Here is a 23,899-nt window from a genome sequence, read left to right as displayed (position 1 = left end):
TATTTATGGATCCTGAAAGATATAATTTTAAAGTTGTAGAAGAGAAATGGCAAAATTATTGGCTTGAAAACAAAACATTCAAAGCAGAAATAGTTGAGGGTAAAAAAAAGTTTTATTGCTTGGAAATGTTTCCCTACCCATCTGGCAAAATTCATATGGGCCATGTCAGAAATTATACTATTGGTGATGTTTTGGCACGGTATAAATCTCTTCAGGGTTATAATGTTCTGCATCCAATGGGTTGGGACTCATTTGGTATGCCTGCTGAAAATGCGGCTCGACAAAATAATTTAGATCCTAAAGATTGGACTGAAAAAAATATTTTTACAATGAAGGCTCAGCTTAAAAAGTTAGGACTTTCAATCGATTGGGATAGAGAAATATCTACTTGTTCCCCTGATTATTATAAACATCAACAACAATTTTTTTTGGAACTTTATGATAAAGGGTTGGTTTATAGAAAAGAAAATTATGTTAATTGGGATCCAGTTGATCAAACAGTTCTTGCAAATGAACAAGTAATTGATGGAAAAGGTTGGAGATCAGGAGCTCCTGTTCAAAGGAAAAAGCTTAGTCAATGGTTTTTTAATATATCTAAATTTTCAGATGATCTACTGCAAGGTCTCGATCAACTTAATGAGTGGCCTAATAAAGTTAAAGTTATGCAAAAGAATTGGATTGGTAAATCTTTTGGTTGTGAAATAGACTTTAAAGTTGAGGGTAATCCAAACGTTAAAAGCATTAGCTGCTTTACAACTAGACCAGATACTTTATTTGGTTTTTCATTTTTAGCTGTATCAGTTGATCATCCAATATCAAAATTATATGAAAATAATGAAGAATTTATTAATTTTAAAGCCGCTTGTTCAAAAACAGGTACAACAGAAGAATCTATCGCTCAAGCTGACAAAATTGGATTTAAAACTAATTTAACTGCAATAAACCCACTTGATGAAACTAAGCAAGTGCCTGTTTATTTTGCGAACTTTGTTTTAATGGATTATGGCTTTGGGGCAGTATTTGGCTGTCCAGCGCATGACCAGAGAGATTTAGATTTTGCTTTGAAATATAATTTAGATGTCATTTCTGTAGTTAAACCTAATGATAAAGGTAATGATTTTAAAGTTTCAAAAGAAGCTTATACAGGGCCAGGAGTTATCTTTAATTCTAAATTTTTAGATGGCTTAAAAGTTCCTGAACAATCAATTATAGAAACTATTAAAATATTAGAAGAAAGAAAAATAGGAAAAAAAAAATAAATTTTAGATTAAAAGATTGGGGAGTTTCTAGACAACGATATTGGGGTTGCCCCATTCCAATTGCTTATAAAAAAAATAATGAAATAGTTAAAGTGCCTTTGGAAAAACTTCCAATTAAATTACCTGACAACATAAACCTTAATACCAGTGGCAATCCATTAGATCACCAAGAAAATTGGAGGAAAATTATTATTGATGATGAGGAATGCATGCTAGAAACGGATACGCTTGATACGTTTGTAGATTCCTCCTGGTATTTTTTAAGATTTTGTTCACCTAAAAATGAAGATTTAGGTTTTGATATAGATGAAGTTAATTATTGGATGCCTGTTGATCAGTATATAGGTGGAGTAGAACATGCTATATTGCATCTTTTATATTCACGATTTTTTACAAGAGCACTAGATTATAAAATTGATAAAATTAAAGTTAAAGAACCGTTTAAAGGTTTATTTACTCAAGGAATGGTTTGTCATGAAACGTATAAAGATCAAAATAATAAATGGCTAAGCCCAGATGAAGTTTTTTCTGAAAATGGAAAAGATTTTTTTAGTAAAATTAATACATCAGAAAAAGTAAAAGTTGGTCCCTCAGAATCAATGTCTAAATCAAAAAAAAATACCATTGATCCAGAACAAATGATTAAAGATTATGGGGCAGATGCAGTTAGATTATTTATCCTATCTGACAGTCCACCAGAAAAGGATGTACAATGGTCAGACCAAGGAATGATTGCATCATACAAATTCATACAAAAATTTTGGATATTGCATAAAAAAATAGTTCTTAGTTCTCAGCAGCAACAAAAAGAAGATCAAATTTTTAGTGAATCTATAGAAGAGTTTACCAATCAAACAATAAATAAAATTAACGTTAGCTTAAATAAGTTTAGCTATAATGTTATCATCGCAAATTTACATGAAATCTATACTTTTTTTAATAAATTATTAGAGGGGAAGTCGTTTAATAAGAACTTAATTGCTAACTATATAAAAATTCTAACTATAATGCTTCCTATTACACCACATCTTGCAAGCGAATGTCTGGAAGAAATTACCACTAATAAAAATTACTTATGGCCTGAAATTAAAGATAGATATCTTCAAAGTAATCTGTGCAAGATAGTTATACAAATTAATGGAAAAAAAAGAGGTTTAATTTTAATGCAAAAAAATATTAAAGAGTCAGATTTAATTGAAGAAGTTAAAAAAACAAAAGAACTACAAAGATTTATAGAAGAAAAAATTATTATTAAAACTATCTTTATAAAGGATAAATTAATAAACTTAATTTTAAAATAATGTTAAAAAAAATTACTTTATTATTGTTATTTTGTTTTTTTTGGGGTTGCGGTTATGAGCCTCTTTATCTAAAAAATGATTTAAAGCAGCAAATAAATATCATCACTCTTAACGGAGATCAAAAAATAAATAAAATGGTTATGTCTTCTTTAGGAATCAAAGAGGATAAAAACTCAACGTCTGGATACGCCTTAATATTAAAAAGCTCAAAAAAGATAGATGTTATTTCAAAGGACAAAACTGGAAATCCCTCAGTCTATAGATCCTCTATTATGGTAAATTTTTCTCTTACTGATGATGACACAATCATTAAACAAAAAGAATTTTATTCAAGTTTTACTTATAATAATACTGAAAGTAAATTTGATCTTTCTCAATACCAAAAAAATATTGAAATAAATTTAATTAACGAAATATCAGAAAAGATTTTTATTTATTTAAGGACATAGGAGATGATTTTAAAATCATTTGAACTAAATAAATTAAAATTAGAAAATTATAATTTTTATCTTTTTTATGGAGATAATGAGGGTTTAAAAGAAGATACTATCAAAAATTTTTTTTTAAAAAAATATCAAAATAAAATTCATAGGTATGAGGAGAAAGAAATATTAGACAATATAGATGATTTTTATAATAATGTTTTTACAAAGTCATTTTTTGATAACGAAAAGCTTATAATCATAAATAGAGTAACAGACAAAATTAGAGAGATCATTGAAGAGTTAATAGAAAAGAAAACTGAAGATATTCAATTTATTTTAAATTCAAAAAATCTAGAAAAAAAATCAACTTTACGAAAACTATTCGAAAAACAAAAATCAATTGTATGCATCCCGTTTTATGAAGATAATAATCAAACTTTAAACTCAATTATTAGTCTTTTTTTTAGAAATAAAAAAATCCCAATATCTCAGCAATTAATTAACGTTTTAGTAGAAAGAAGCAGGGGTGATAGAAAAAATCTGAATAATGAATTAGAAAAGATTGAAAATTTTTCATTAAATAAAAAAAATTTGAACATTCAAGAAATAATTAAGTTAACTAACCTTGCAGACAATTATAGTGCTTCAGAACTCGTAGATCACTCATTAGCTAAAAATACTAGGAAAACAGTCACTATTTTAGGTGAAAACAACTATTCAGACGAAGATAATATCATAATTATTAGAACATTATTAGCTAAACTAAAAAGACTAGTTAAAATTTATGAATTAGTTGATGAAAAAAATAATATTGAACAAGCAATTTCTGCTTGTAAACCACCAATTTTTTGGAAAGACAAACCTCTTGTTATTCAACAAATAAGGTCTTGGAAAAAAGATGGATTAGAACAGTTAATTTATAAAACTAATGAAATTGAACTTTTAGTTAAAAAAAACTCAGCGCTTGCAAAAAATATATTAGCAGATTTTATAATTAATAATTCAAAAAAAACTAATAATTAGATTTTATAATTTCAATTATTTTATTCAACTGATCTAGATCTTTATATTCTAATAATAAAGATCCTGAATTATTTTTTTTATTTTTAATTAAAACATTAAGACCAATTTTTTCTCTAATTGAGTTCTCCAAGACTTGTAGGTTAATATCCTTAGATGTTTTAAGAGAGTGCTTTTTAGTTTTAAATATTTTAACAAAATTTTCTACTTGCCTAACTGAAAGATTTTTTTCAATTATTTTATTTGCAACAAACTCTGCATTATCCAGACCTACTAAAATTTTTGCATGTCCTGCTGATAATTTTTGCGTTTGAATTAACTTTAAAACTGCTTGTGGAAGGTTGAGTAACCTCAAACAATTAGCAATATAGCTTCTACTTTTTCCAATAAATTGCGCTACTTTTTCTTGATCATATGAAAACTCTTCAATAAGACGCTGGTAACCCTGTGCTTCTTCTATTACGTTTAAATCATTTCTTTGAACATTTTCAATAATTGCAAATTCTAAAGATTTTAAATCGTCTACGTTCGTTATAACCACTGGAACTTCGTGTAGCCCTGCTTTTTGTGCTGACAACCACCTTCTCTCACCTGCAATTATCTCATACTTTGAGTTATCTTCAATAGACTTTCTGACAATAATTGGCTGAATAATACCCCTCTCTTTTATTGAGTTAGTTAAATCTTGTAAACTTTCCTCATCAAATGTTTTTCTTGGCTGAAATTTATTACTTACGAGATCAGATATCGAAACTTTATTGATATTTATTTCTACTTTTGTTTCACCTATTAAAGATGACAAACCTCTACCTAGGCCTTTTTTTATTTTATTTGCATCCATTATGCGGCGCTCCCTATTTTTTGTTCTTGATTAATAAATTCATCTGTAAAGTTAAAATATGATTTACTACCGGGACAAGATTTATCATACATTAAAACTGGCATGCCATGAGATGGTGCCTCAGACAGTCTAACATTTCTTGGAATCACTGTTAGATAAACTTTTTCATTAAAATAGTCTCTTGCTTCTTTTTCAACTTGTGTGGATAGCTTATTTCTTTTATCAAACATTGTTAAAAGTATGCCTCTAATTTTTAATTCAGGATTTAAATTAACTTTTATCCGTTCTATAGTTTTCATTAGCTGGGTTAAACCCTCCAGAGCAAAAAATTCAGTCTGCAGTGGAACTAATAGTGAGTGAGAAGACACAAGAGCCATAACTGTAAGCAAGCTTAGTGATGGTGGACAGTCTATAAGCACATAATCATAGGTTGCTCTAGAATCATTTAAATAAGCGGTTAATTCACGTTTTAAAATAAATGCTCTCATGCTATCATCAGCTGTCTCAACCTCAAGCCCAGATAAATCGACATTCGAAGTAATGATATCTAAATTTTTGAACTCCGTTTTCTTAATAACATCAGAAATCACCTTCGAACCATTCAACACTCCATAAATAGTTTCGGTTGAACTTTCTAAATTGGATAGACCCAGTCCTGTAGTAGCGTTTCCTTGTGGATCAAGGTCGATTACTAAAACTTTTTTCTCTTGTTGGGCTAAACCTGCTGCAAGATTAATTACTGTTGTTGTTTTTCCAACTCCACCCTTCTGATTTATGACAGAAATAATTTGCATTTAGTTTTTTAATTTTTTTTTTTAATGTTTTTTATATTTAATAAAAATGAGTCTTCGCTCGTAATACTTTTTTTTTTTTCAAAATCAAAATCCCAATTCATTAAAGTTTCTTCTAAAACTTTTTCTCCGTTTTTTCCCATGAATACAATTAAATTTTTATAATTGCTAAAATTTTTATAAACTAAATCTAAAATTATTGGTAAAGGTTTAAAAGCTCTTGCCATTATTGTACCCGAGTCTAAATTTTGTGCCTCAAAAATATTTTCTTGCATAACTTCAGTATTTAATTTTAAATCTCTAGATACTTTTCTTAAAAAAGAGCTTTTATGGTGACTTTTTTCATATAAATGAACTTTGGCTAAATTTTTTCGATTTTTAATCATAATTGATATAATTATACCTGGCATACCTCCACCTGAACCTATATCTGTTATAATATTGCTATTTAAATCAACAAATTCAATGATTTGTGCTGAATCAATTATATGACGAGCTCTAATAACTTCATTTTTGGCAGTTTCTTTACTTATTATATTAATTTTATCATTTCCCTGCTGTAGCATTGATATAAATAGCTCAAACTCAATTAATGTTTCACGTGGAACATTTTGGTATTTTAGTAGTGAATATTTTTTAAAAATTTCTTCCATTAAGCTATTAGCTTAATAGACTTTCTTTTTACATGTGACAACAAAATATATACAGCTGCAGGAGTTATTCCATCAATTCTCAGTGCTTGTCCCATAGTTTTTGGCTTTATTTGTTTAAATTTGGCTTTTACCTCATTTGATAGTCCAGAAAGATCATCATAATTAACATTTTCAGGTATAACTAAGTTTTCGTCTCTTTTAAATGCTAATATATCTGCTTTTTGTTTTTTAAGATAACCTCTATAATGAGCATTTATTTCAATTTGCTCGTCTATTTTTTTATCAAAATAAGGAATTTCAGGCCAAATTTCTCTTATTTTTTTCATATTAACACCTTTTTGAGTTAATATTTCATTAGATTTCCTTATAATACCATCTTTTGCAATTTTAATATTAAAATTGTTTATTTTTGTTGGAGATATTGATGATTCAGACATTATTTTGGATATTATTCCTAATTTATGTTCTTTATCTTTAAAAATATCTTCCCTTTGTTTTGATATTAATCCAATTTCAATTCCTTTATTTGTTAACCTTTGATCGGCATTATCTGCTCTGAGACTTAATCTGTATTCTGCTCTTGAAGTGAACATTCTGTAAGGCTCTGCAACACCCTTCGTTACCAAATCATCTATCATAACTCCAATGTATGCATCTGACCTATCTAAAATAAATGGCTCTTCTTTCTTAAATGATAACGCAGCATTAATTCCAGCAATTAATCCTTGAGCTGCAGCTTCTTCATAACCAGTCGTCCCATTTATTTGTCCAGCAAGATATAAATTTTGAATTTTTTTAGTTTCAAGAGTTAAAAATAGTTCTCTAGGGTCAATATAGTCATATTCTATGGCATATCCTGGTCTAATTATCTCAACATTTTCTAAACCGTTGATATTATTACAAATTTCTAGCTGAACATCTTCAGGTAGTGAAGTAGATATTCCATTAGGGTATATTGTGTGGTCATTTAGGCCCTCAGGCTCTAAATATATCTGATGACGGTCCTTATCTGCAAACTTTACTATCTTATCCTCTATTGAAGGACAATATCGTGGACCAACCCCCTGTATGCTACCTGAATACATCGCGCTTCTTTTTAAATTTTTTTGGATTATCTTATGAACTTTTTCATTCGTATAAGTCATCCGACATGAAACTTGCTTATTTATATTTTTTTTAGTTAAGAAAGAAAAAAAGTAAGGATCCTCATCTGCAAACTGTTCTTCTAAATTGTCATATTTAATTGTTCTAGCATCTAGTCTTGGTGGTGTCCCTGTCTTAAGTCTTCCTATTTTGAAATCATATTTTTCAAGTTGTTCACTTAACCCTGTTGAAGGCTTCTCATCAAACCTTCCAGCTGGTGTTCTCTCATCACCAATATGAATCAAACCATTCAAAAATGTGCCCGTTGTTAAGATTAGCTTGTTACATAAAATTTTTTTTCCTGACTTTGTTTCAAAACCACTTATAGTGTTTTTATTAAAAATAAATCTTATTACAGGATCAGAAAAAACGCTTAAATTACAGCAGTTTAGTAATTTTTCTTGCATATATTTACGGTATAATGATCTGTCTGATTGTGTTCTAGGTCCTTGTACCGCTGGCCCTCTGCTTCTATTTAATAATCTAAATTGTATACCTGATTTATCAGCAACCTCTCCCATCACACCGTCTAAGGCATCTATCTCTCTAACAAGGTGACCTTTACCAAGACCACCTATCGCTGGGTTACAAGACATCTCTCCTATGGTCTCAATTTTGTGTGTAAATAGGGCAGTGTTAACACCAAGACGAGCAGACGCTGCGGCAGCTTCACAACCAGCATGTCCTCCTCCAATAACTACTACCTCAAATGATAAATCATTTTTCATAAGTTAAATTTATAACTGATATAAATATTTACAAGCAGACAGTATTTTTTTAATAAATATTTCTTAAGCTAATTAAGACTACATTTTTATGATTAAAATTGAAGAATTAGTTATAGCTATCAACTAAAATAGAGAAAATAGGCTAAAAAACCCCTTAAATGTTGATTATTTGCCAATGCAAAAATCATTGAAAATACTACCTAATATCTCTTCAACATCTACTTTTCCAACTATCATTCCTAAGTGTCGTGTGGCTAAACGAAGATCTTCTGCAGCTTTATCAAAATCCTCTGCTTCATTTTTTTCTTCAAAGTTTTTCAAATAATTTAAGCTTTGTTCAAGATGTTGTCTATGTCTTGCACGGGTAATTAAAATATCTTCACTTGTGATAAATTTATTTTTCAATTTATTTTTAATTTTTAAAATTAAACCTTCTACGTTGAGATTGTTTTTTACTGAAATTAAAACATGTTCATAATTTTTTATTTCAAAATTTAAATCTTCTTTTAAAAGGTCAGATTTATTAACTACAAGAATTGCATTTTCATCCATCAATTCCTTCAAAACTCCTTTAAAATCAATGTTTTTAGCGTCTATAACGATCAGCTTTAAGTCTGCATTTTCTGCTTTATCAAGTGCTAATTTTATTCCTTTTTTTTCTATTTCATTTTTAGAATCTCTAATTCCCGCAGTATCAGAAACAACAACTGGATAACCATCAATATTTAAATGCGTCTCGATCACATCTCTTGTAGTTCCAGCAATTTCTGAAACGATTGCTACATCTCGATTAGAAAGGTGATTTAGTAAACTAGACTTTCCAGCGTTGGTTGGTCCTACGATTGCAATCTTAAAACCTTCTCTAATCCTTTCTCCAACTTTTTGATCATCTAAAATTTTTTTAATATTTAAAATTACTTCATTGGAAATTTTTTTAATATTTTTCAAAATATCTTCAGGCAGGTCTTCATCTGGAAAATCTATTTTTGCTTCAACGTGAGATAAAATTTTTAAAAGTTTTTCTCTTAAAATATTAAATTTATATGCAGATTTTCCATTCATAATTTTTATTGCTTGTTGTCTTTGAATTTCAGTTTCTGCCGAAATTAAATCTGAAACACTTTCTGCTTTAAGCAAATTTATTTTTCCGTTTTGAAAAGCAAGTTTTGTAAACTCTCCAGGATCAGCTAGACGACAGTTTTCAATTTTTGAAATAGAGTGGTGCAAGGCGTCAATTACAGCTTTGCTACCATGTATATGAAATTCGGCCATATCCTCGCCTGTGTAGCTCTCAGGGCCAGGAAACCACAATATTATACCCTCATCAATTAGCTCAGAAGTATTGATTTTGTTGATTTTTCTTAATGTAGCAACTCTTGGCTTAGGCAGCTGTATATTTGTTAATAGCTTTATTACTTTCTTGGTGTCTTCTCCAGAAACTCTAACAATTGCTATTCCAGAAATTCCTGGACCAGTAGAGAGAGCATAAATTGTCATGCTAATATTATAGCTTCAATTTTGTAGTTCTGTAAAACTTTAAATTAATTGGTGAGGGTACAACTGTGTTAAGCTGGTTTATTCATTGAGCTAAAGAAATCTGCATTACTTTTTGTTTCTTTAAGTTTTGAATTAATAAACTCAATAGCATCCATTGTTCCCATTGGACTGATAATTCTTCTTAGCACATTCATTTTTGAAAGGTCATCTTTATCAAACAATAATTCTTCTCTTCTTGTTCCAGATTTAGTTATATCAATTGCTGGATAAATTCTTCTTTCAGCAATTTTTCTATCTAGAACTGTTTCACTATTTCCAGTTCCTTTGAATTCTTCAAAAATTACTTCATCCATTCTTGATCCCGTATCAATCAAAGCTGTTGAGATGATTGTTAAAGATCCACCTTCTTCAATGTTTCTTGCAGCACCAAAAAATCTTTTTGGTCTTTGAAGAGCGTTCGCGTCAACTCCACCTGTTAATACTTTTCCAGAACTTGGGATTACTGCATTATAAGCCCTACCCAATCTTGTGATTGAATCTAATAAAATTACTACATCTTTTTTATGCTCGGTTAATCGTTTTGCTTTTTCAATTACCATTTCAGCTACAGCAACGTGTCTTGATGCAGGCTCATCAAAGGTAGAACTGATAACCTCACCCTTAACCGTTCTTTTCATATCCGTTACTTCTTCTGGTCTTTCATCAATCAATAAAACCATCAAGTAACTTTCTGGATAGTTTTTTGCAATTGAGTTTGCAATACTTTGTAAAATCATTGTCTTACCTGCTTTAGGAGGAGATATAATTATTGATCTTTGACCTTTTCCAATTGGACTTACAAGGTCAATTAATCTTGGGGTTAAATCTGGTTTTTTTTCAATTTTGGTTGTCTCAACTTCCATCACCATTTGTTTATTTGGGTAGAGTGGGGTTAAATTATCAAACGCAATTTTGTGACGAGCTTTTTCTGGTTCTTCAAAATTTATTTTTTCTACTTGTAATAATGCAAAATATCTTTCTCCCTCTTTGGGCGCTCTAACAGGGCCCTCGACTGTGTCTCCTGTTCTTAAACCAAATTTTCTAATTTGACTTGGACTAACATAGATATCGTCTGGTCCAGCTAAATAGTTTGATTCCATTGCTCTTAAAAAACCAAATCCATCTTGTAATAATTGTAACACTCCAGCTCCAGTTATCTCCTCTTTTTCTGCAACTTTTTTTAGTATAGCAAATAAAATTTCTTGTTTTCTAAGTGTGCTAGCATTTTCAATCCCAAGCTTTTCTGCTTGAGCTATTAATTGTTCGGAGGATTTTAGTTTTAGTTCTTGAATATTCATGTTGAGGGATTGTGATTAAGGTTGTTGGATGATTTGAATATATATACTCTAACGAGTATTTCAAGCCTAGATCGGTTTAAATATAACAATAAAAACAACCAAAATAAGCAATATTGTTGGTACTTCATTAATTATTCTAAAAAATTTAGAGGATTTAGTATTTTGATCTAGTTTAAAATCATTGAGTAATTTACCTAAATAGAAATGATAAATTGTTAATAAAGTTATTAATATTAATTTTAGTTTTAACCAAAGGGTTAAAATAATTTCAAAGCCAATAACAGAGATTAATATTAATCCAAAAATCCAGGATAAAATCATTGCTGGCATCATGATAAAATAAAATAATTTTCTTTCCATTGTTTTAAATATTGTGGATGAAATTTTATGATCAATATTTTCAACATGGTAAACAAAAATTCTTGGAAGATATAAAAGGCCAGCCATCCAAGAAATTATGGCTATTAGATGAAGACTTTTAAACAGTAAATAACTATTCATAATTTAAACAAGGACACTTTTTGAAATTTGAAGGACACTGAATTTTTGGAGGATAAAGATTTTCACTTAATTTATATTCATTTTTTTTTATTATTAATTCCGACATTGCTTTAATAAAATCCTCATTAATGCCAAGAGCCGGAACACGTGTATAATTTTTACATCCATTAGCATTTGCTATTTCCCTATATTCTATATCTAGTTCAACCAATGTTTCTGAGTGTTCAGAAACAAATGCGATAGGGACCAACACGATATGCTTGCCGAGTTTAGAATTTTCAACAATTATATCTTCAGTGGATGGTCCTATCCATTTCAGTGGACCAACTCTACTTTGATAACTTAATATCCAATCCAAGTTTTCAATGTTCAAATTCTCAACTATTTTTTTAACAGATTGTTCTACTTGCCATTGATATGGATCTCCCTTTTTAATATTTTTTTCTGGCAGGCCATGAGCAGAAAATATTAGTTTAAAATTTTTAAGATCCTTAATTTTTTTTATTATTTCTTTTGTGTGTGCGTTGATAAAATTTTGATCTGTAGGGTAACAACAAATTGTGCTTGTTTTAACTTTGTAGTTATTTTTTTTACAGACATCTTTCCATTCTTTAATTGAAGACCCAGAGGTTGCGGCAGAATATTGTGGATAAAGGGGCATTAAAATAACTTCTTCGGGGTCAAATAGCTGAACATCTTTGATCACATCATTTGCTCTTGGGTTCCAACATCTCATTACAATAAAACATTTATATTCATTGTCAGTTTCAGCTTGGTTTAACTTTATTTCAAGCGCTTCTGATTGTTCCTTGGTTAATTTTAATATCGGTGAGGAGCCACCAAGCTCTTCATAGATTTTTTTAGCAACTGGTGCTCTTCTGTTGGATATCAATTTTGCCAAAGGGTATCTTAATATAGTTGGTAGATTTAAAATTGCAGGATCATTAAATAAGTTAAATAAAAATGGCTCTACATTTTCAATTTTATCAGGACCACCAAGGTTAAATAAAATTACTGCTTTTTTCATTTAATAATCTTTCACTGTTTTGACCAAGTAGTCGACCATGTCGGGATTGGTTTCGGGTAACACCCCATGACCCAAATTAAATATATAGGGATGATCTTTAAAGATGTTTAAATATTTTAATGTTTCTTTTTTCAAATTTTCATTATCTGTTAACAAAACTTTAGGATCAAGGCCACCTTGAACTGGTATTTTTATTTCTCTACATATCGAGACAGGATCAACATCATAGTCAATATTAATCACATCAGGTTTAACAATATCACAATAATTTTTATAATTTTTTATTCCTCTTGGAAAACAAATTACAGGAATATTTAGTGATTTAATGTAATTCACTAAATTTAATGTTGGCACATATACATAGTTTGGTAGATCTTTTTTTTCTAAGAGACCAGCCCAACTGTCAAAAATTTGAATTACTGTTGCACCGTTTTTAATTTGCTGGTCAATATGTAATTTCAAAAACTTTTCTAAAATTATCAAAATTCTATTTATTAAAAATTCATCTTTAAAAAAATCTTTTACTAATTTTTTTTTGGGGGAATGTTTATTAATCATATAAACTAATAATGTCCATGGTGCACCCACAAACCCTATTAAGTTTTTATTTTTTATTAAAGTGTTTTCACTGACCTTTTTAATTGATTTATAAACAGGATATAATTTTTCTATAAAATCAATTTCATCAATCTTAGATATTTTTTCTAAATCTAATGAACCTAGTTTTGGACCAAAATTTTTTTCAAATTTTACTTCTTGGTTCAATCCATGTGGGACCATTAAAATATCAGAAAAAATTATTGCAGCATCTAAATCAAATCTTTTAAGAGGTTGTAAGGTTATTTCTGAAGATAAGTTTTCATTTAAACATAAGTTTATAAAATCTGAATTTAATTTTCTAATTTCTCTAAATTCTGGTAAATATCTACCCGCTTGTCTCATCAACCATATTGGAGAATTATTTGTTTTTTTGTTTATTATGGTGTCTTGAATAGGTGTCATAATAATAAGTAAATAATTAATTATAGTATTAGTTATATAGTATGTGAATAATGGTAATTAATTGTTTTTCAGTTTTTATACATTATTTATCAACAATTAATAATTTATAGAATTAGAACATAGTCTTAAATTTAAGGGTTTATTTAATATTATTAGATAAAATGTATATTATTTCTTAACATGTTTATTAATGTTTATAAAAATGGGTTTTTACAAAGAAAAATAACAAACAAGATTATTTTAAAGAATGATAAAAATAATACTTAATTATCAACATTTTATTTATGAGTAATACATATCAAATATACCTTATTTCTGACTCCACGGGTGAAACACTGGATAGGGTTTTTTTAGCGATTAAAGCTCAATTCAAGAACATAGAATATGATGTTAAATCTTATTTTTTTACTAGAACAGAAAATCAAGTTTCTAAAATAATCGATGAGGCGAAAAAAAATGATAATGCAATAATTTTATATACAATTGTTGACACTTCTCTTGCAAAGTTTTTAGCAAACAAAGGAGATGAAAAAAAAATTCCATGCTTTAGTGTTTTGGGAAATTTAATAATGAACTTCTCTAAACTTTTAAATCAAAAGGCATCCCACGTCCCAAGTGGGCAACATGCTTTAAACGAGGAGTATTATGAAAGAATAGAGGCCATCCAATTTACCATGGCCCATGATGATGGAAATCTTGTTGAAGATGTAGATAAAGCGGATTTAATATTATTGGGAGTAAGCAGAACAAGCAAAACACCAACATCAATTTATCTTGCTAACAGAGGTTATAAAACTTTAAATATTCCTTTGGTAAATGAGCAATCAATACCAGAAAGCTTAAAAAAGAATCCTAATCTTTCTTGTGTAGTTGGTTTAACAACTGAACCTCAGCGATTAGTTGATATTAGAAAAAATAGAATGAATGCGCTTAAAGAAAAGGAAAATACAAATTATACAAATATCAATAAGATAGAAAAAGAAATTAATGAAGCCAAAAAAACATTTACCAGATATAAATGGCCAACAATTGATGTTACTAGAAAATCAGTAGAAGAAACCGCAGCATCAATAATTAAAATATATGAAATAAAAAAAAATAATGGTTAAAGAAATAATACTTGCATCAAAAAGTGTTGTGAGAAAAAAGATTTTAGAGGCAAATAACATTAAGTGTAAAATAGAACCATCCAATGTGGATGAGGACAGTGTTAAAGAAAGTTTGCAAAAAGAAAAGGCAACTCCAACAATTATTTCAAAAAACTTAGCAGAATTAAAAGCTAATAAAATTAGCCAAAAATTTATAGAAGAAATAGTTCTTGGAGCAGATAGTGTAATAGATTTAGAAGGTGAAATAATATCAAAGCCAAACGATAGAGCAGAGGCCCTAGAAATACTTAAAAGGATGAATGGAAAAACTCATCAATTGATAAGTTCAGTTTGTATATCAAGGGGTGGATCGATGATATGGAATTACACTGATAAAGCCTCATTAACCATGAAAAATATGACTTTTTTAGAATTAGAGAACTACTTAAAAAAAATTTCTGATAAGGATCTCTATGCTTATAATGTTTATCAAATTGAAGGAGAAGGAAGAAATTTATTTTCAAAGATAGAAGGAGATGAAGATACAATTATGGGCCTTCCAGTCAAAAAAATTAAAGAATATCTTAAAATTATAAAATGAAAAAAACTTTTTTAGTTATAGGAAATCCAATTGATCATAGCTTATCACCAAAATTACATAATTATTGGATAAAAAAATATAAAATTAATGCAACCTATGAAAAAAAGCTTTTAAATAATAATGAGATAAAAGATTTAATTTTTAATATCAGAGAAGAAAAAATTCATGGAATAAATGTAACAGTACCATTTAAAAAAACGGTTGTACCTTTTTTAGATGAATTAAGCGAAGAAGCAAAAATTTCTCAATCAGTGAACACAATCTATAAAAAGGATAATAAAATTTTAGGCGATAACACTGATATTGAAGGTTTTAAACTTAGTTTAGAAAAAACAGAACAAGAAACTAAAAATAAAAAAGCTCTAATACTTGGGGCGGGTGGAGTTGTTCCTTCAATTATTGTTGCGCTAAAAAAAATGCAAATTGAAAAAATTTATTTAAGTAATCGAACAGAATTAAAAGCAATAGAGTTAAAGAAACACTTTCCAGAAATTGAAATAGTTAAATGGGGAGAAATTTTAGATTTTGATATAATTATAAATGCAACAAGCATTGGATTAAAAGTGGAAGATGAAATTAATATTAATTATAAAAAAATAAGCGAAGACAAATTTTTTTATGATGTAATTTATAACCCACCAGAAACAAATTTTTTAAAAAATGCAAAAAAGTACGGTGGAATAACAAAAAATGGTAAAATGATGTTTATTTATCAAGCTCAAAAAGCCTTTTTTATCTGGCATAAAGTTGTACCAGAAGTAGACAATGAAATAATTAATCTTTTAGATGTATGATTAAAATTGCAGTTGTAGGAGATATTGGTTCTGGAAAAAGCCATATTGCTAAACTTTTTGGTTATCCAGTTTTTAATGCTGATCAAGAAGTAGCAAGCATATATAAAAAAAACAAAAATTGTTTTAGAAAATTAAAAAAAAATTTACCTAAATATTTTTCAGTATTTCCAGCAAACAAAATACAAATTATAAAAGCAATAGAGGATAGTGAAAAAAATTTAAAAAAAATTACTAAAATTATTCATCCAGAAGTTAGAAAGAAATTAACTATTTTTTTAAAAAAAAATAAAAAAAGAAAAGCTATAATTTTAGACATTCCTCTTTTATTAGAAAATAAATTAAACCAAAAAAGTGATATAATAGTTTTTGTTCAGTCAAAAAAAAGTGAAATTATTAAAAGACTAAAAAAAAGAGATAATTTTAATTTAAATTTATATAATCAGTTTAAAAAAATACAGTTACCACTAAACTATAAAAAGAAAAAAGCCAATCATGTTATTAAAAATAATTTTACCAATAAGCTTGTTAAGAAAAGTGTAAAAAAAATACTAAAAAAAATTATATAAAATGAAAGAAGTGATACTAGACACTGAAACAACAGGACTATCTGTTAGAGACGGACATAGAATTGTAGAAATTGGATGCATCGAGTTAGAAAATTTGATACCAACCAAAAATAGATTTCATTGCTATCTTAATCCTGAAAGAAAAGTTTCTGAAAAAGCCCTAGAAGTTCATGGTTATACAGATGAATTTTTATCTACCCACAAAAAGTTTGGAGATATAGTGGATGAGTTTTTGGGTTTCATAGAAAATAAGAGACTCGTAATACATAACGCTGAATTTGACTTATCTCACTTAAATAATGAATTAGCATTACTAGGTAAGGAAAAATTAGACAGTAAAAATGTTGTAGACACACTTGCTTTAGCTAGGGATAAATTTCCAGGCTCTCCTATAAGTCTTGATGCATTGTGCAAAAGATACAGAGTAGACAATTCAAAAAGAACACAACATACCGCCCTTATAGACTGTGATTTATTAGCCAAAGTTTATATTAATTTATTAGACCAAAAAGAGCCCACATTAAATTTTAAAAATGAAGATAATGAAAAAATGATAATAAATGCAAACAATATTAATCAGTATTATAAAAAAGTTATTAAGCCGACTGAGGATGAGCTTAAGTTACATAAGGAATATCTAAAAAGCAGTTTAAAGAAAAATTTTTTTAATTAGCTCTTTGTTTATATAGCTCTGTAAAATCTATTTTTTTATCTATGGTTACTTCTGGAAATCCAGAATTATGAATTAAATTTAGAAATGCTTTTTCCAGGTTGGGGTAAATTTTATTTTGAACATCGCATAATATAATTTTTTCCAAATCTTTTTTATCATTTATAGCATCATCAATTTTAACAATAGAAGTATAAATTATTTCAAAGTATGATCTTTTTTCACTTAATTCCTTATCATCAAACTTCAAGGTTGTATTAACCTCAATCATTTTATTTTTTAAAGCTTTTGAATTTATATCTATATTTAGATGATATTTTGAAATTTGCTCTTTAACAAAAATATAAGTTTGAATATCTGCTGTTTCGCCTGAAATATCTTTTACAAACTCAGCTAATATTTTAAAGTTTTCTGTCATTTTCATCCTCTATATCTTCAAATTCACCATTAATAAAATCTTGTTTTTTATTTATGGGTTTTTGTTTAATTGATACTTTTTTAAATATCAATTTTCTTGTCGGTGGAAATATTATCAATAATCCTAAGAAGTCTGTAGCAAAACCAGGTAAGATCAAAAGTAATGCTGCAAACGCTAAAGCAGCCCCTGAAATAATCTCATAAACTGGAAGTTCATTTTTTACCATTTGGGACATTCCAGACTTAAGAGTGTTAAAACCTTCATATCTTGCGTAGATAATGCCAAAAAAAGCTGTAATAAAGATAAGTAAAATGGTGTTAAAGGTTCCAATTTGAGAACCCAGCTTGATAAACAAATAAATCTCAACGATTGGAATACCAACTAATAATAATAAAAATGTGTTCATTTGTCCTTAGTCTAAATTGCTAGTTGTAATTAATCAACATAGTAAATATTATTAAATTATGAGTTATAGTTTTGAGTACATTGATATTATTCTTTTAGCAATGATTGCTGGTTTTATTTTTCTTCGTTTAAGAGGAATACTTGGTAAAAAAACTGGTTTCGAAGGAAAAATTCCACCACAATTTGAAAAGGAATTTCAAAAAACAAATATAACTCCAAAACCAGTTAGTGAAAATTTTGATGAAGTGTCACAAAAAGAATTTTTAAAAGGTGCAAAAATTGCTTATGAAACAATTATTACAGATTTTAGTGATAGTGATAATAAGCTGATAGCAAGTAAACCTCTTTTAAGTAAAAAAATTTATGATCAGTTTAAAGAGGCGCTTGAAGATAGAGCTAATAAAGGTCATTTTGCTGAAATAACTTTTATAGGGATTAAGTCAGCTGTAATTAAAACGCATAAAAAAATTGAAGATAGCTTAGAAGTTACTGTGGATTTTGTTAGTGAAATTATAACATGTATAAAAGACAAAGATAAAAAAATTGTGTCAGGAGATAGTGAGAAAATCAAAACCGTTTATGATACTTGGGTTTTTTCAAAAGACATTAAATCATCAAATCCAAATTGGCTATTAATTAATACTATTACCTAATTGATTAAGAAGATAACAGACAAAGATAAAGAAGATTGGGAAAATTTCCTAAATAATAAAAAAAAAATTCTTAATAAAAATTCAGTAAAACAAAAAGATATAAATAACCCAGACAAAAACAAGCAGGACTGGGAAAACTTTTTAAACACTAAAGAGAAAATTCCCAATAAAGATTTTATTCTTAAAAAAAATATAAGATACGAGAAGATAAAGAAAATAGATCTGCATGGTTACACTATTGAAGAAGCAAATAAGGCCGTAGAACAATTTATTCAAAAATGTTTTGATGAAAATGTTACTAAAATAATAGTGATTACAGGCAAAGGACTAAGATCTAAAAATATAGAAAATCCTTACCTCTCAAAAGATTTGAGCATACTAAAATATTCAGTTCCAGAATTTATTGAAAAAAATAAAAGTTTAACTCAATTTATTATTGAAACAACAGATGCTAAGATTGAAGATGGTGGCAGTGGAGCTTTTTATATTTATCTTAAAAATAAAAACAAATTTAAAGAATAAATTTAGATAAATCCGTATCCTTAACGAGCTCATCTAGATTTTCTTTCACATAGTTAGAATCTATTATAATTTTTTCACCTGCCCTATCTGTTGCAGTAAAACTAATATCATCTAATATTCTTTCTATAATAGTATGAAGCCTTCTAGCGCCAATATTTTCTACAGTGTTGTTAACTTCTGAAGCCATATTGGCAATTGCATCAATACCATCATCAGAAAATTCTAGCTCAACGTTTTCTGTTTTTAAAAGAGCAACATATTGTTTTATCAAACTATAGTCTGGTTCTTTAAGAATTCTTTTAAAGTCATCACTGGTTAAAGCTTCAAGTTCAACTCTTATTGGAAGTCTACCTTGTAACTCTGGAAGTAAGTCCGAAGGTTTAGCAAGCTGGAAAGCTCCAGATGCAATAAATAAGATATGATCAGTTTTAATTGTACCGTACTTTGTACTTACTGTTGTTCCCTCAATTAAAGGAAGTAAATCCCTTTGTACTCCTTCTCTAGAAACATCTCCACCAGATCTATCTGTTCTTCCTGAAATTTTATCTATTTCATCTAAAAAAACTATCCCATTATTTTCCGTTGAATCTTTTGCTGATTTTATAATTTTATCTTCTTCTATTAACTTGTCAGCTTCATCATTAATTAAAATTTCATGAGATTCTTTGACAGTCATTTTCTTCTTTTTCTGTTTATTACCAACAGATTTTCCAATCATCTCTCCAATATTTATCATTCCAATGTTTGCTCCGGGCATTCCTGGAATTTCAAATGCAGCTTGAGAGCCACTATTATTTACTTCAATTTCAATTTCGTTATCATCTAAATCACCATCTCTTAATCTTTTTCTAAAACTTTCTCTAGTAGCAAGACTTGCTTTATTTCCAACTAGCGCATCCAAAACTTTTTCTTCTGCTAATTTTTGTGCCTTCGTATGAACTTCTTTTCTTTTTTTTACTTTCTCCATTGCAATTGCAATTTCAAGAAGATCCCTTATGATTTGTTCAACATCTCTTCCAACATATCCAACTTCAGTAAATCTTGTAGCCTCCACCTTTACAAAAGGAGCTTCAGCTAACTTAGATAGTCTTCTAGAAATTTCTGTTTTACCAACTCCAGTTGGCCCAATCATTAAAATATTTTTAGGTAAAACTTCATTCTTCATTTCACCTTTTAAAGCTTGTCTTCTCCACCTATTTCTTAAAGCTATAGCCACTGCCTTTTTAGCTTTATTTTGTCCAACAACATATCTGTCTAATTCAGAAACTATTTCTCTAGGTGATAAAGAACTGACTAAAGAGCTATCTTTCTTTTCAGTCTTTTCTTTTGGAAAAGGTGTAACGTTTGTGTCTTTCATTAAATTTTTTCAATTTTAATATTATTATTAGTGAATACACAAATTTCAGATGCAACTTGAATTGCTTTTTTAGCAACTTCTTCAGCACTCAAATCTGTATCTAATAAAACTTTAGCAGCAGCCAAAGCATAATTTCCACCTGATCCTATACCTATGGCATCACCCTCTGGTTCTAACACATCACCCGTTCCTGAGATTATAAAGCTATTCTCTTTATCGCCAATAGCCATTAAAGCTTCAAGTCTTCTCAAGTATTTGTCAGTTCTCCAGTCTTTTGCTAACTCGACAGCTGCTCTTGGAAGATTACCAGCATGTTTTTCAAGTTTTGCTTCTAGTCTTTCAAACAAAGTTAAAGCATCTGCAGTTGATCCAGCAAATCCAGCTATTACATTTCTTTTTTCAATTTTTCTAACTTTTGCAGCAGTACTTTTTATAACAGTATTGCCCATACTAACTTGCCCGTCTCCAGCAACCACTACTTCATTGTTTTTTCTAATAAGCACTATTGTAGTCATAGATTATAAATGGATATTAATTTTTATTCTTCAAGTAGTAGATTGCAAATATTGATATAGTTAATTAATCCCTATATATATATTATATATTATGAGCAGAATTGGAAAAGTTTCCAGAAAAACAAAAGAAACCAGTATTAGTGTTGAAGTTAATATTGATGGCAAAGGTCAATATAAAATTGATACTGGAATAGGTTTTTTAGATCATATGCTCGAACAATTATCAAAGCATTCACTGATTGATTTAAAAGTTAAAGCAAAAGGTGACACTCATATAGATCTTCACCACACAACAGAAGATACTGGAATTGCTATAGGTGAGGCTTTAAAAAAAGCATTGAAAGATTTTAAAGGAATTAAGAGATACGCTCATGCAATGATTCCAATGGATGAAACATTAACAAGAGTTGCAATTGATGTTTCAAATAGACCTTATTTAATATGGAAAGTTAAATTAAAAGTAGAAAGACTTGGAGAGATGGACACAGAACTTTTTAAAGAATGGTTTCAAGCTTTCTCTCAATCAGCAGGAATAACTTTGCACATGGAAAATATTTATGGAGATAATAGTCATCATATAATTGAGTCTTGTTATAAGGCTCTAGCAAGGTCATTAAGAACAGCTTTAGAGATAGACCCTAGAAATAAGAAGAGCATTCCATCAACTAAAGGCTCATTATAAGTTTAATGAATGTCACAATTGTTGATTATAATTCAGGAAATATCAGCTCTGTAATAAATTCCTTTAAAGAAGTCGCCAAAGATAAAGTTAATATCGAAGTGACTTCAGATTTAAATAATATTAAATCAAGCGATAAAGTAGTTTTACCGGGACAGGGATCGTTTAAGAGCTGTGTTGATGCGTTAAACAGTATAAACGGTCTAGTAGAGACACTAAATGAGTTTGCAGTCACTAATAAAAAACCTCTACTTGGAATTTGTGTTGGTTTGCAGATGTTTGCAGATCTTGGATATGAAGAAACTGAAACAAAAGGACTTGGTTGGATTTCAGGAAAAGTTTCAAAGATCGATAATCAAAATAATAAATTTAAACTTCCACACATTGGTTGGAACGAAATTAACATTATTAAAGATAGTAAAATTTTTAAGAATATAGAAAATAAATCACACATGTATTTTGTGCACAGCTACGAATTTATTCCAGATGATAAAAGTGTAATTTCAGCAACAACAGATTATTCATCAAATATTGTTTGTTCGGTTGAAAAAGAAAATATCTATGGAACCCAGTTTCACCCTGAAAAGAGTGATAAATTAGGACTTAAAATTATAGAAAATTTTTTAAATTTATAAATATGAAAATATTTCCAGCAATAGATATTAAAGATAAGAAATGTGTAAGATTAATTAAAGGGGACTTTAACAATAAAACTGAATATGAAATATCACCGGTTGACCAAGCTGGTAAATACAAAGATCATGGCTTTAAAAATTTACACATTGTTGATTTAGATGGCGCCTTGATGGGGGAGACTGTTAACCTAGATATTATTAAAGAAATAGTTCATAAATTTGATTTAAAAATTGAAGTAGGTGGAGGCGTTAGAAGCATTGATAGTATTAAAAAATACATAGATGCAGGAGTTGAAAAAGTTATTTTAGGAAGCGCAGCTATAAAAGATAAAAATTTTTTAAAAGAAGCATGTCAAAAATTTCCAAACAAAATTGCCTTAGGTCTAGATGCTAAAAATGGATACTTGTCAGTTTCAGGATGGAAGGAAAATTCTAATCAAATGACTTTAGATTTTTTAAAAGAAGTAAACGATTATGGTGCAAGCAGATTAATCTATACAGACATAAATAGAGATGGCACTAAAGAAAGTCCTAATTTTGAAGAAACAACCAATGTTGCAAATGCATCTAATTGCCCAGTAATTATTTCAGGAGGGGTGTCTTCAATTGATGATGTTATAAAAGCAAAAGATTTAAAAAATATTGAAGGAATAATAGTTGGTAAGGCTATTTATGATGGTGATATTAAATTGGAAGAATTAGTAAAAGAATTAGATGCTTAAAAATAGAATTATACCCTGTTTAGATGTTAAAAATGGGAGAGTTGTTAAAGGAATTAATTTTGTAGATTTAAAAGATACTGGCGATCCAGTTGAACAAGCTAAAATTTACAGTGATGGTGGCGCTGATGAGATTTGCTTTTTAGACATTACAGCTTCCAATGAACATAGAGACACAATTTATGATGTGGTTGAAAGAACATCTAAAAAATGTTTTGTGCCGTTAACGGTTGGGGGTGGGGTTAGAGGAGTTGAAGATATTAATAAATTATTAAATTGTGGCGCAGATAAAGTTTCAATCAATACTGCGGCAGTTCAAAACCCTGAAATGATAATTGAAAGTTCAAAAAAATTTGGATCACAGTGCATTGTTGTTGCAATAGATGCTAAAAAAAATGGCAATAAATGGGAGGTTTTTACTCATGGTGGAAGAAACAACACAAATATAGATGCAATAGAATTTGCAAAAAAAATGGAAGATAATGGAGCGGGAGAGTTATTAGTTACATCTATGGATAGAGATGGCACTCAAATTGGCTATGATAATGAATTAATGTTTAAAATATCTTCAACAGTTAATATACCAGTGATTGCCTCTGGTGGAGTAGGTAACTTGGATCACCTGGTGGATGGTATAAAATTGGGAAATGCTAGCGCGGTGCTTGCAGCTTCAATCTTTCATTATGGAACTCACTCAATTAATGAAGCTAAACAATATTTGAATTCAAAAGGAATTCCTATTAGGATTTAGA

General features: G+C 28.8%; 26 protein-coding genes and 1 pseudogene. 14 read left to right on the top strand and 13 right to left on the bottom strand.

All coding sequences use genetic code 11. The features are described 5' to 3' along the window. The first annotated feature begins 5 nt into the window (after positions 1-5). The 3 genes and pseudogenes from leuS (at position 6) to holA (ending at position 4,008) form a co-directional block, all read left to right on the top strand. Positions 6-2,560, top strand: a pseudogene (leuS, locus tag AC5SLT_RS06805) (leucine--tRNA ligase). Continuing rightward, positions 2,560-3,009 (top strand): hypothetical protein, encoded by a 450-nt coding sequence (locus AC5SLT_RS06800; RefSeq protein ID WP_494591841.1) that lies wholly within the window; start codon positions 2,560-2,562, stop codon positions 3,007-3,009. Before leuS ends, AC5SLT_RS06800 begins: the two are co-directional and overlap by 1 nt. Before the next feature lie 3 nt (positions 3,010-3,012). Beyond that, positions 3,013-4,008 (top strand): DNA polymerase III subunit delta, encoded by a 996-nt coding sequence (holA, locus tag AC5SLT_RS06795; protein WP_494591840.1) that lies wholly within the window; start codon positions 3,013-3,015, stop codon positions 4,006-4,008. Here the strand turns inward: holA and AC5SLT_RS06790 are convergent. The 9 genes from AC5SLT_RS06790 to hemE all read right to left on the bottom strand — a co-directional run bounded on the left by AC5SLT_RS06790 (position 3,998) and on the right by hemE (position 13,525). After that, positions 3,998-4,846 (bottom strand): ParB/RepB/Spo0J family partition protein, encoded by an 849-nt coding sequence (locus AC5SLT_RS06790; RefSeq protein ID WP_494591839.1) that lies wholly within the window; start codon positions 4,844-4,846, stop codon positions 3,998-4,000. The two genes, holA and AC5SLT_RS06790, sit on opposite strands and share 11 nt — an antisense overlap. Continuing rightward, the gene (locus AC5SLT_RS06785; protein ID WP_494578050.1) at positions 4,846-5,640 is read right to left on the bottom strand and encodes a ParA family protein; all 795 of its coding nucleotides are present in this window, start codon (positions 5,638-5,640) and stop codon (positions 4,846-4,848) included. The genes AC5SLT_RS06790 and AC5SLT_RS06785 overlap by 1 nt, the downstream gene beginning before the upstream one ends. Positions 5,641-5,648: 8 nt before the next feature. Beyond that, on the bottom strand, positions 5,649-6,290 hold the full coding sequence (locus AC5SLT_RS06780) for a 16S rRNA (guanine(527)-N(7))-methyltransferase RsmG (RefSeq protein ID WP_494591837.1): 642 nt from the start codon (positions 6,288-6,290) through the stop codon (positions 5,649-5,651). Further along, complete coding sequence (gene mnmG, locus AC5SLT_RS06775; RefSeq protein ID WP_494591835.1) at positions 6,290-8,161, bottom strand: tRNA uridine-5-carboxymethylaminomethyl(34) synthesis enzyme MnmG; 1,872 nt, start codon at positions 8,159-8,161, stop codon at positions 6,290-6,292. Before mnmG ends, AC5SLT_RS06780 begins: the two co-directional genes overlap by 1 nt. A gap of 165 nt (positions 8,162-8,326) precedes the next feature. Then, a complete protein-coding gene (gene mnmE / locus AC5SLT_RS06770) occupies positions 8,327-9,658 on the bottom strand; it encodes a tRNA uridine-5-carboxymethylaminomethyl(34) synthesis GTPase MnmE (RefSeq protein ID WP_494591833.1) in 1,332 nt (443 codons plus the stop codon). A gap of 68 nt (positions 9,659-9,726) precedes the next feature. Beyond that, the gene (rho, locus tag AC5SLT_RS06765; protein WP_006997560.1) at positions 9,727-10,995 is read right to left on the bottom strand and encodes a transcription termination factor Rho; all 1,269 of its coding nucleotides are present in this window, start codon (positions 10,993-10,995) and stop codon (positions 9,727-9,729) included. 66 nt (positions 10,996-11,061) lie between these two features. Continuing rightward, entirely contained in the window at positions 11,062-11,496 is a 435-nt protein-coding gene (gene hemJ / locus AC5SLT_RS06760) for a protoporphyrinogen oxidase HemJ (RefSeq protein WP_494591831.1), read from the bottom strand. Next, complete coding sequence (hemH, locus tag AC5SLT_RS06755) at positions 11,489-12,523, bottom strand: ferrochelatase (RefSeq protein ID WP_494591829.1); 1,035 nt, start codon at positions 12,521-12,523, stop codon at positions 11,489-11,491. Before hemH ends, hemJ begins: the two co-directional genes overlap by 8 nt. Further along, positions 12,524-13,525, bottom strand: a complete 1,002-nt coding sequence (gene hemE / locus AC5SLT_RS06750) for a uroporphyrinogen decarboxylase (protein ID WP_494591827.1) — start codon at positions 13,523-13,525, stop codon at positions 12,524-12,526. It lies immediately after the preceding gene. Between the two features lie 284 nt (positions 13,526-13,809). Between hemE and AC5SLT_RS06745 the strand changes: the two genes are divergently transcribed. The 5 genes from AC5SLT_RS06745 to dnaQ are packed head-to-tail and all read left to right on the top strand — an operon-like array spanning position 13,810 to position 17,247. Continuing rightward, positions 13,810-14,634 carry a pyruvate, water dikinase regulatory protein gene (locus AC5SLT_RS06745; protein WP_494591825.1) on the top strand — a complete coding sequence of 275 codons (825 nt, stop codon included), beginning with the start codon at positions 13,810-13,812 and terminating at the stop codon, positions 14,632-14,634. Further along, positions 14,627-15,214 (top strand): Maf family protein, encoded by a 588-nt coding sequence (locus AC5SLT_RS06740; RefSeq protein ID WP_494591823.1) that lies wholly within the window; start codon positions 14,627-14,629, stop codon positions 15,212-15,214. The genes AC5SLT_RS06745 and AC5SLT_RS06740 overlap by 8 nt, the downstream gene beginning before the upstream one ends. Further along, positions 15,211-16,008, top strand: coding sequence for a shikimate dehydrogenase (gene aroE / locus AC5SLT_RS06735; RefSeq protein WP_494591821.1), 798 nt, complete (start codon positions 15,211-15,213; stop codon positions 16,006-16,008). The genes AC5SLT_RS06740 and aroE overlap by 4 nt, the downstream gene beginning before the upstream one ends. After that, positions 16,005-16,574, top strand: a complete 570-nt coding sequence (coaE, locus tag AC5SLT_RS06730; protein WP_494591819.1) for a dephospho-CoA kinase — start codon at positions 16,005-16,007, stop codon at positions 16,572-16,574. Before aroE ends, coaE begins: the two co-directional genes overlap by 4 nt. A gap of 1 nt (position 16,575) precedes the next feature. Next, complete coding sequence (gene dnaQ / locus AC5SLT_RS06725) at positions 16,576-17,247, top strand: DNA polymerase III subunit epsilon (RefSeq protein WP_494591817.1); 672 nt, start codon at positions 16,576-16,578, stop codon at positions 17,245-17,247. Here the strand turns inward: dnaQ and AC5SLT_RS06720 are convergent. Together AC5SLT_RS06720 and AC5SLT_RS06715 are read right to left on the bottom strand one after the other, a co-directional pair. Beyond that, positions 17,240-17,662 (bottom strand): protein-export chaperone SecB, encoded by a 423-nt coding sequence (locus tag AC5SLT_RS06720; protein WP_494591815.1) that lies wholly within the window; start codon positions 17,660-17,662, stop codon positions 17,240-17,242. The genes dnaQ and AC5SLT_RS06720 overlap by 8 nt on opposite strands. Next, positions 17,646-18,068, bottom strand: a complete 423-nt coding sequence (locus AC5SLT_RS06715; protein ID WP_494591814.1) for an FxsA family protein — start codon at positions 18,066-18,068, stop codon at positions 17,646-17,648. The genes AC5SLT_RS06720 and AC5SLT_RS06715 overlap by 17 nt, the downstream gene beginning before the upstream one ends. A 58-nt stretch (positions 18,069-18,126) precedes the next feature. Here AC5SLT_RS06715 and AC5SLT_RS06710 point away from each other — a divergent pair, with 58 nt between their 5' ends. Then, entirely contained in the window at positions 18,127-18,720 is a 594-nt protein-coding gene (locus tag AC5SLT_RS06710; RefSeq protein WP_494591812.1) for a Tim44/TimA family putative adaptor protein, read from the top strand. Further along, positions 18,721-19,242 (top strand): Smr/MutS family protein, encoded by a 522-nt coding sequence (locus tag AC5SLT_RS06705; RefSeq protein ID WP_494591810.1) that lies wholly within the window; start codon positions 18,721-18,723, stop codon positions 19,240-19,242. Here AC5SLT_RS06705 and hslU read toward each other — a convergent pair. Then, positions 19,232-20,599: an ATP-dependent protease ATPase subunit HslU gene (gene hslU, locus AC5SLT_RS06700; RefSeq protein ID WP_494591808.1), complete on the bottom strand. Its 1,368-nt coding sequence runs from the start codon at positions 20,597-20,599 to the stop codon at positions 19,232-19,234. The genes AC5SLT_RS06705 and hslU overlap by 11 nt on opposite strands. After that, complete coding sequence (gene hslV, locus AC5SLT_RS06695) at positions 20,599-21,114, bottom strand: ATP-dependent protease subunit HslV (RefSeq protein WP_006997574.1); 516 nt, start codon at positions 21,112-21,114, stop codon at positions 20,599-20,601. Before hslV ends, hslU begins: the two co-directional genes overlap by 1 nt. 91 nt (positions 21,115-21,205) lie before the next feature. Here hslV and hisB point away from each other — a divergent pair, with 91 nt between their 5' ends. From hisB to hisF, 4 genes are read left to right on the top strand one after another with little or no spacing between them, the layout of a single operon-like run. After that, positions 21,206-21,796, top strand: coding sequence for an imidazoleglycerol-phosphate dehydratase HisB (gene hisB / locus AC5SLT_RS06690; protein ID WP_018413686.1), 591 nt, complete (start codon positions 21,206-21,208; stop codon positions 21,794-21,796). A gap of 5 nt (positions 21,797-21,801) precedes the next feature. Further along, complete coding sequence (gene hisH / locus AC5SLT_RS06685) at positions 21,802-22,428, top strand: imidazole glycerol phosphate synthase subunit HisH (protein ID WP_271767318.1); 627 nt, start codon at positions 21,802-21,804, stop codon at positions 22,426-22,428. Positions 22,429-22,430: 2 nt separating this feature from the next. Then, on the top strand, positions 22,431-23,150 hold the full coding sequence (gene hisA / locus AC5SLT_RS06680; protein ID WP_271767316.1) for a 1-(5-phosphoribosyl)-5-[(5-phosphoribosylamino)methylideneamino]imidazole-4-carboxamide isomerase: 720 nt from the start codon (positions 22,431-22,433) through the stop codon (positions 23,148-23,150). Then, positions 23,143-23,898 (top strand): imidazole glycerol phosphate synthase subunit HisF, encoded by a 756-nt coding sequence (hisF, locus tag AC5SLT_RS06675; protein WP_271767314.1) that lies wholly within the window; start codon positions 23,143-23,145, stop codon positions 23,896-23,898. The genes hisA and hisF overlap by 8 nt, the downstream gene beginning before the upstream one ends. Position 23,899 lies beyond the last annotated feature (1 nt).

Source organism: Candidatus Pelagibacter sp. PS_11 (assembly GCF_059417975.1).
Note: the sequence above shows the minus strand (reverse complement) of the source record. Positions and strands in the feature narration are given on the sequence as shown.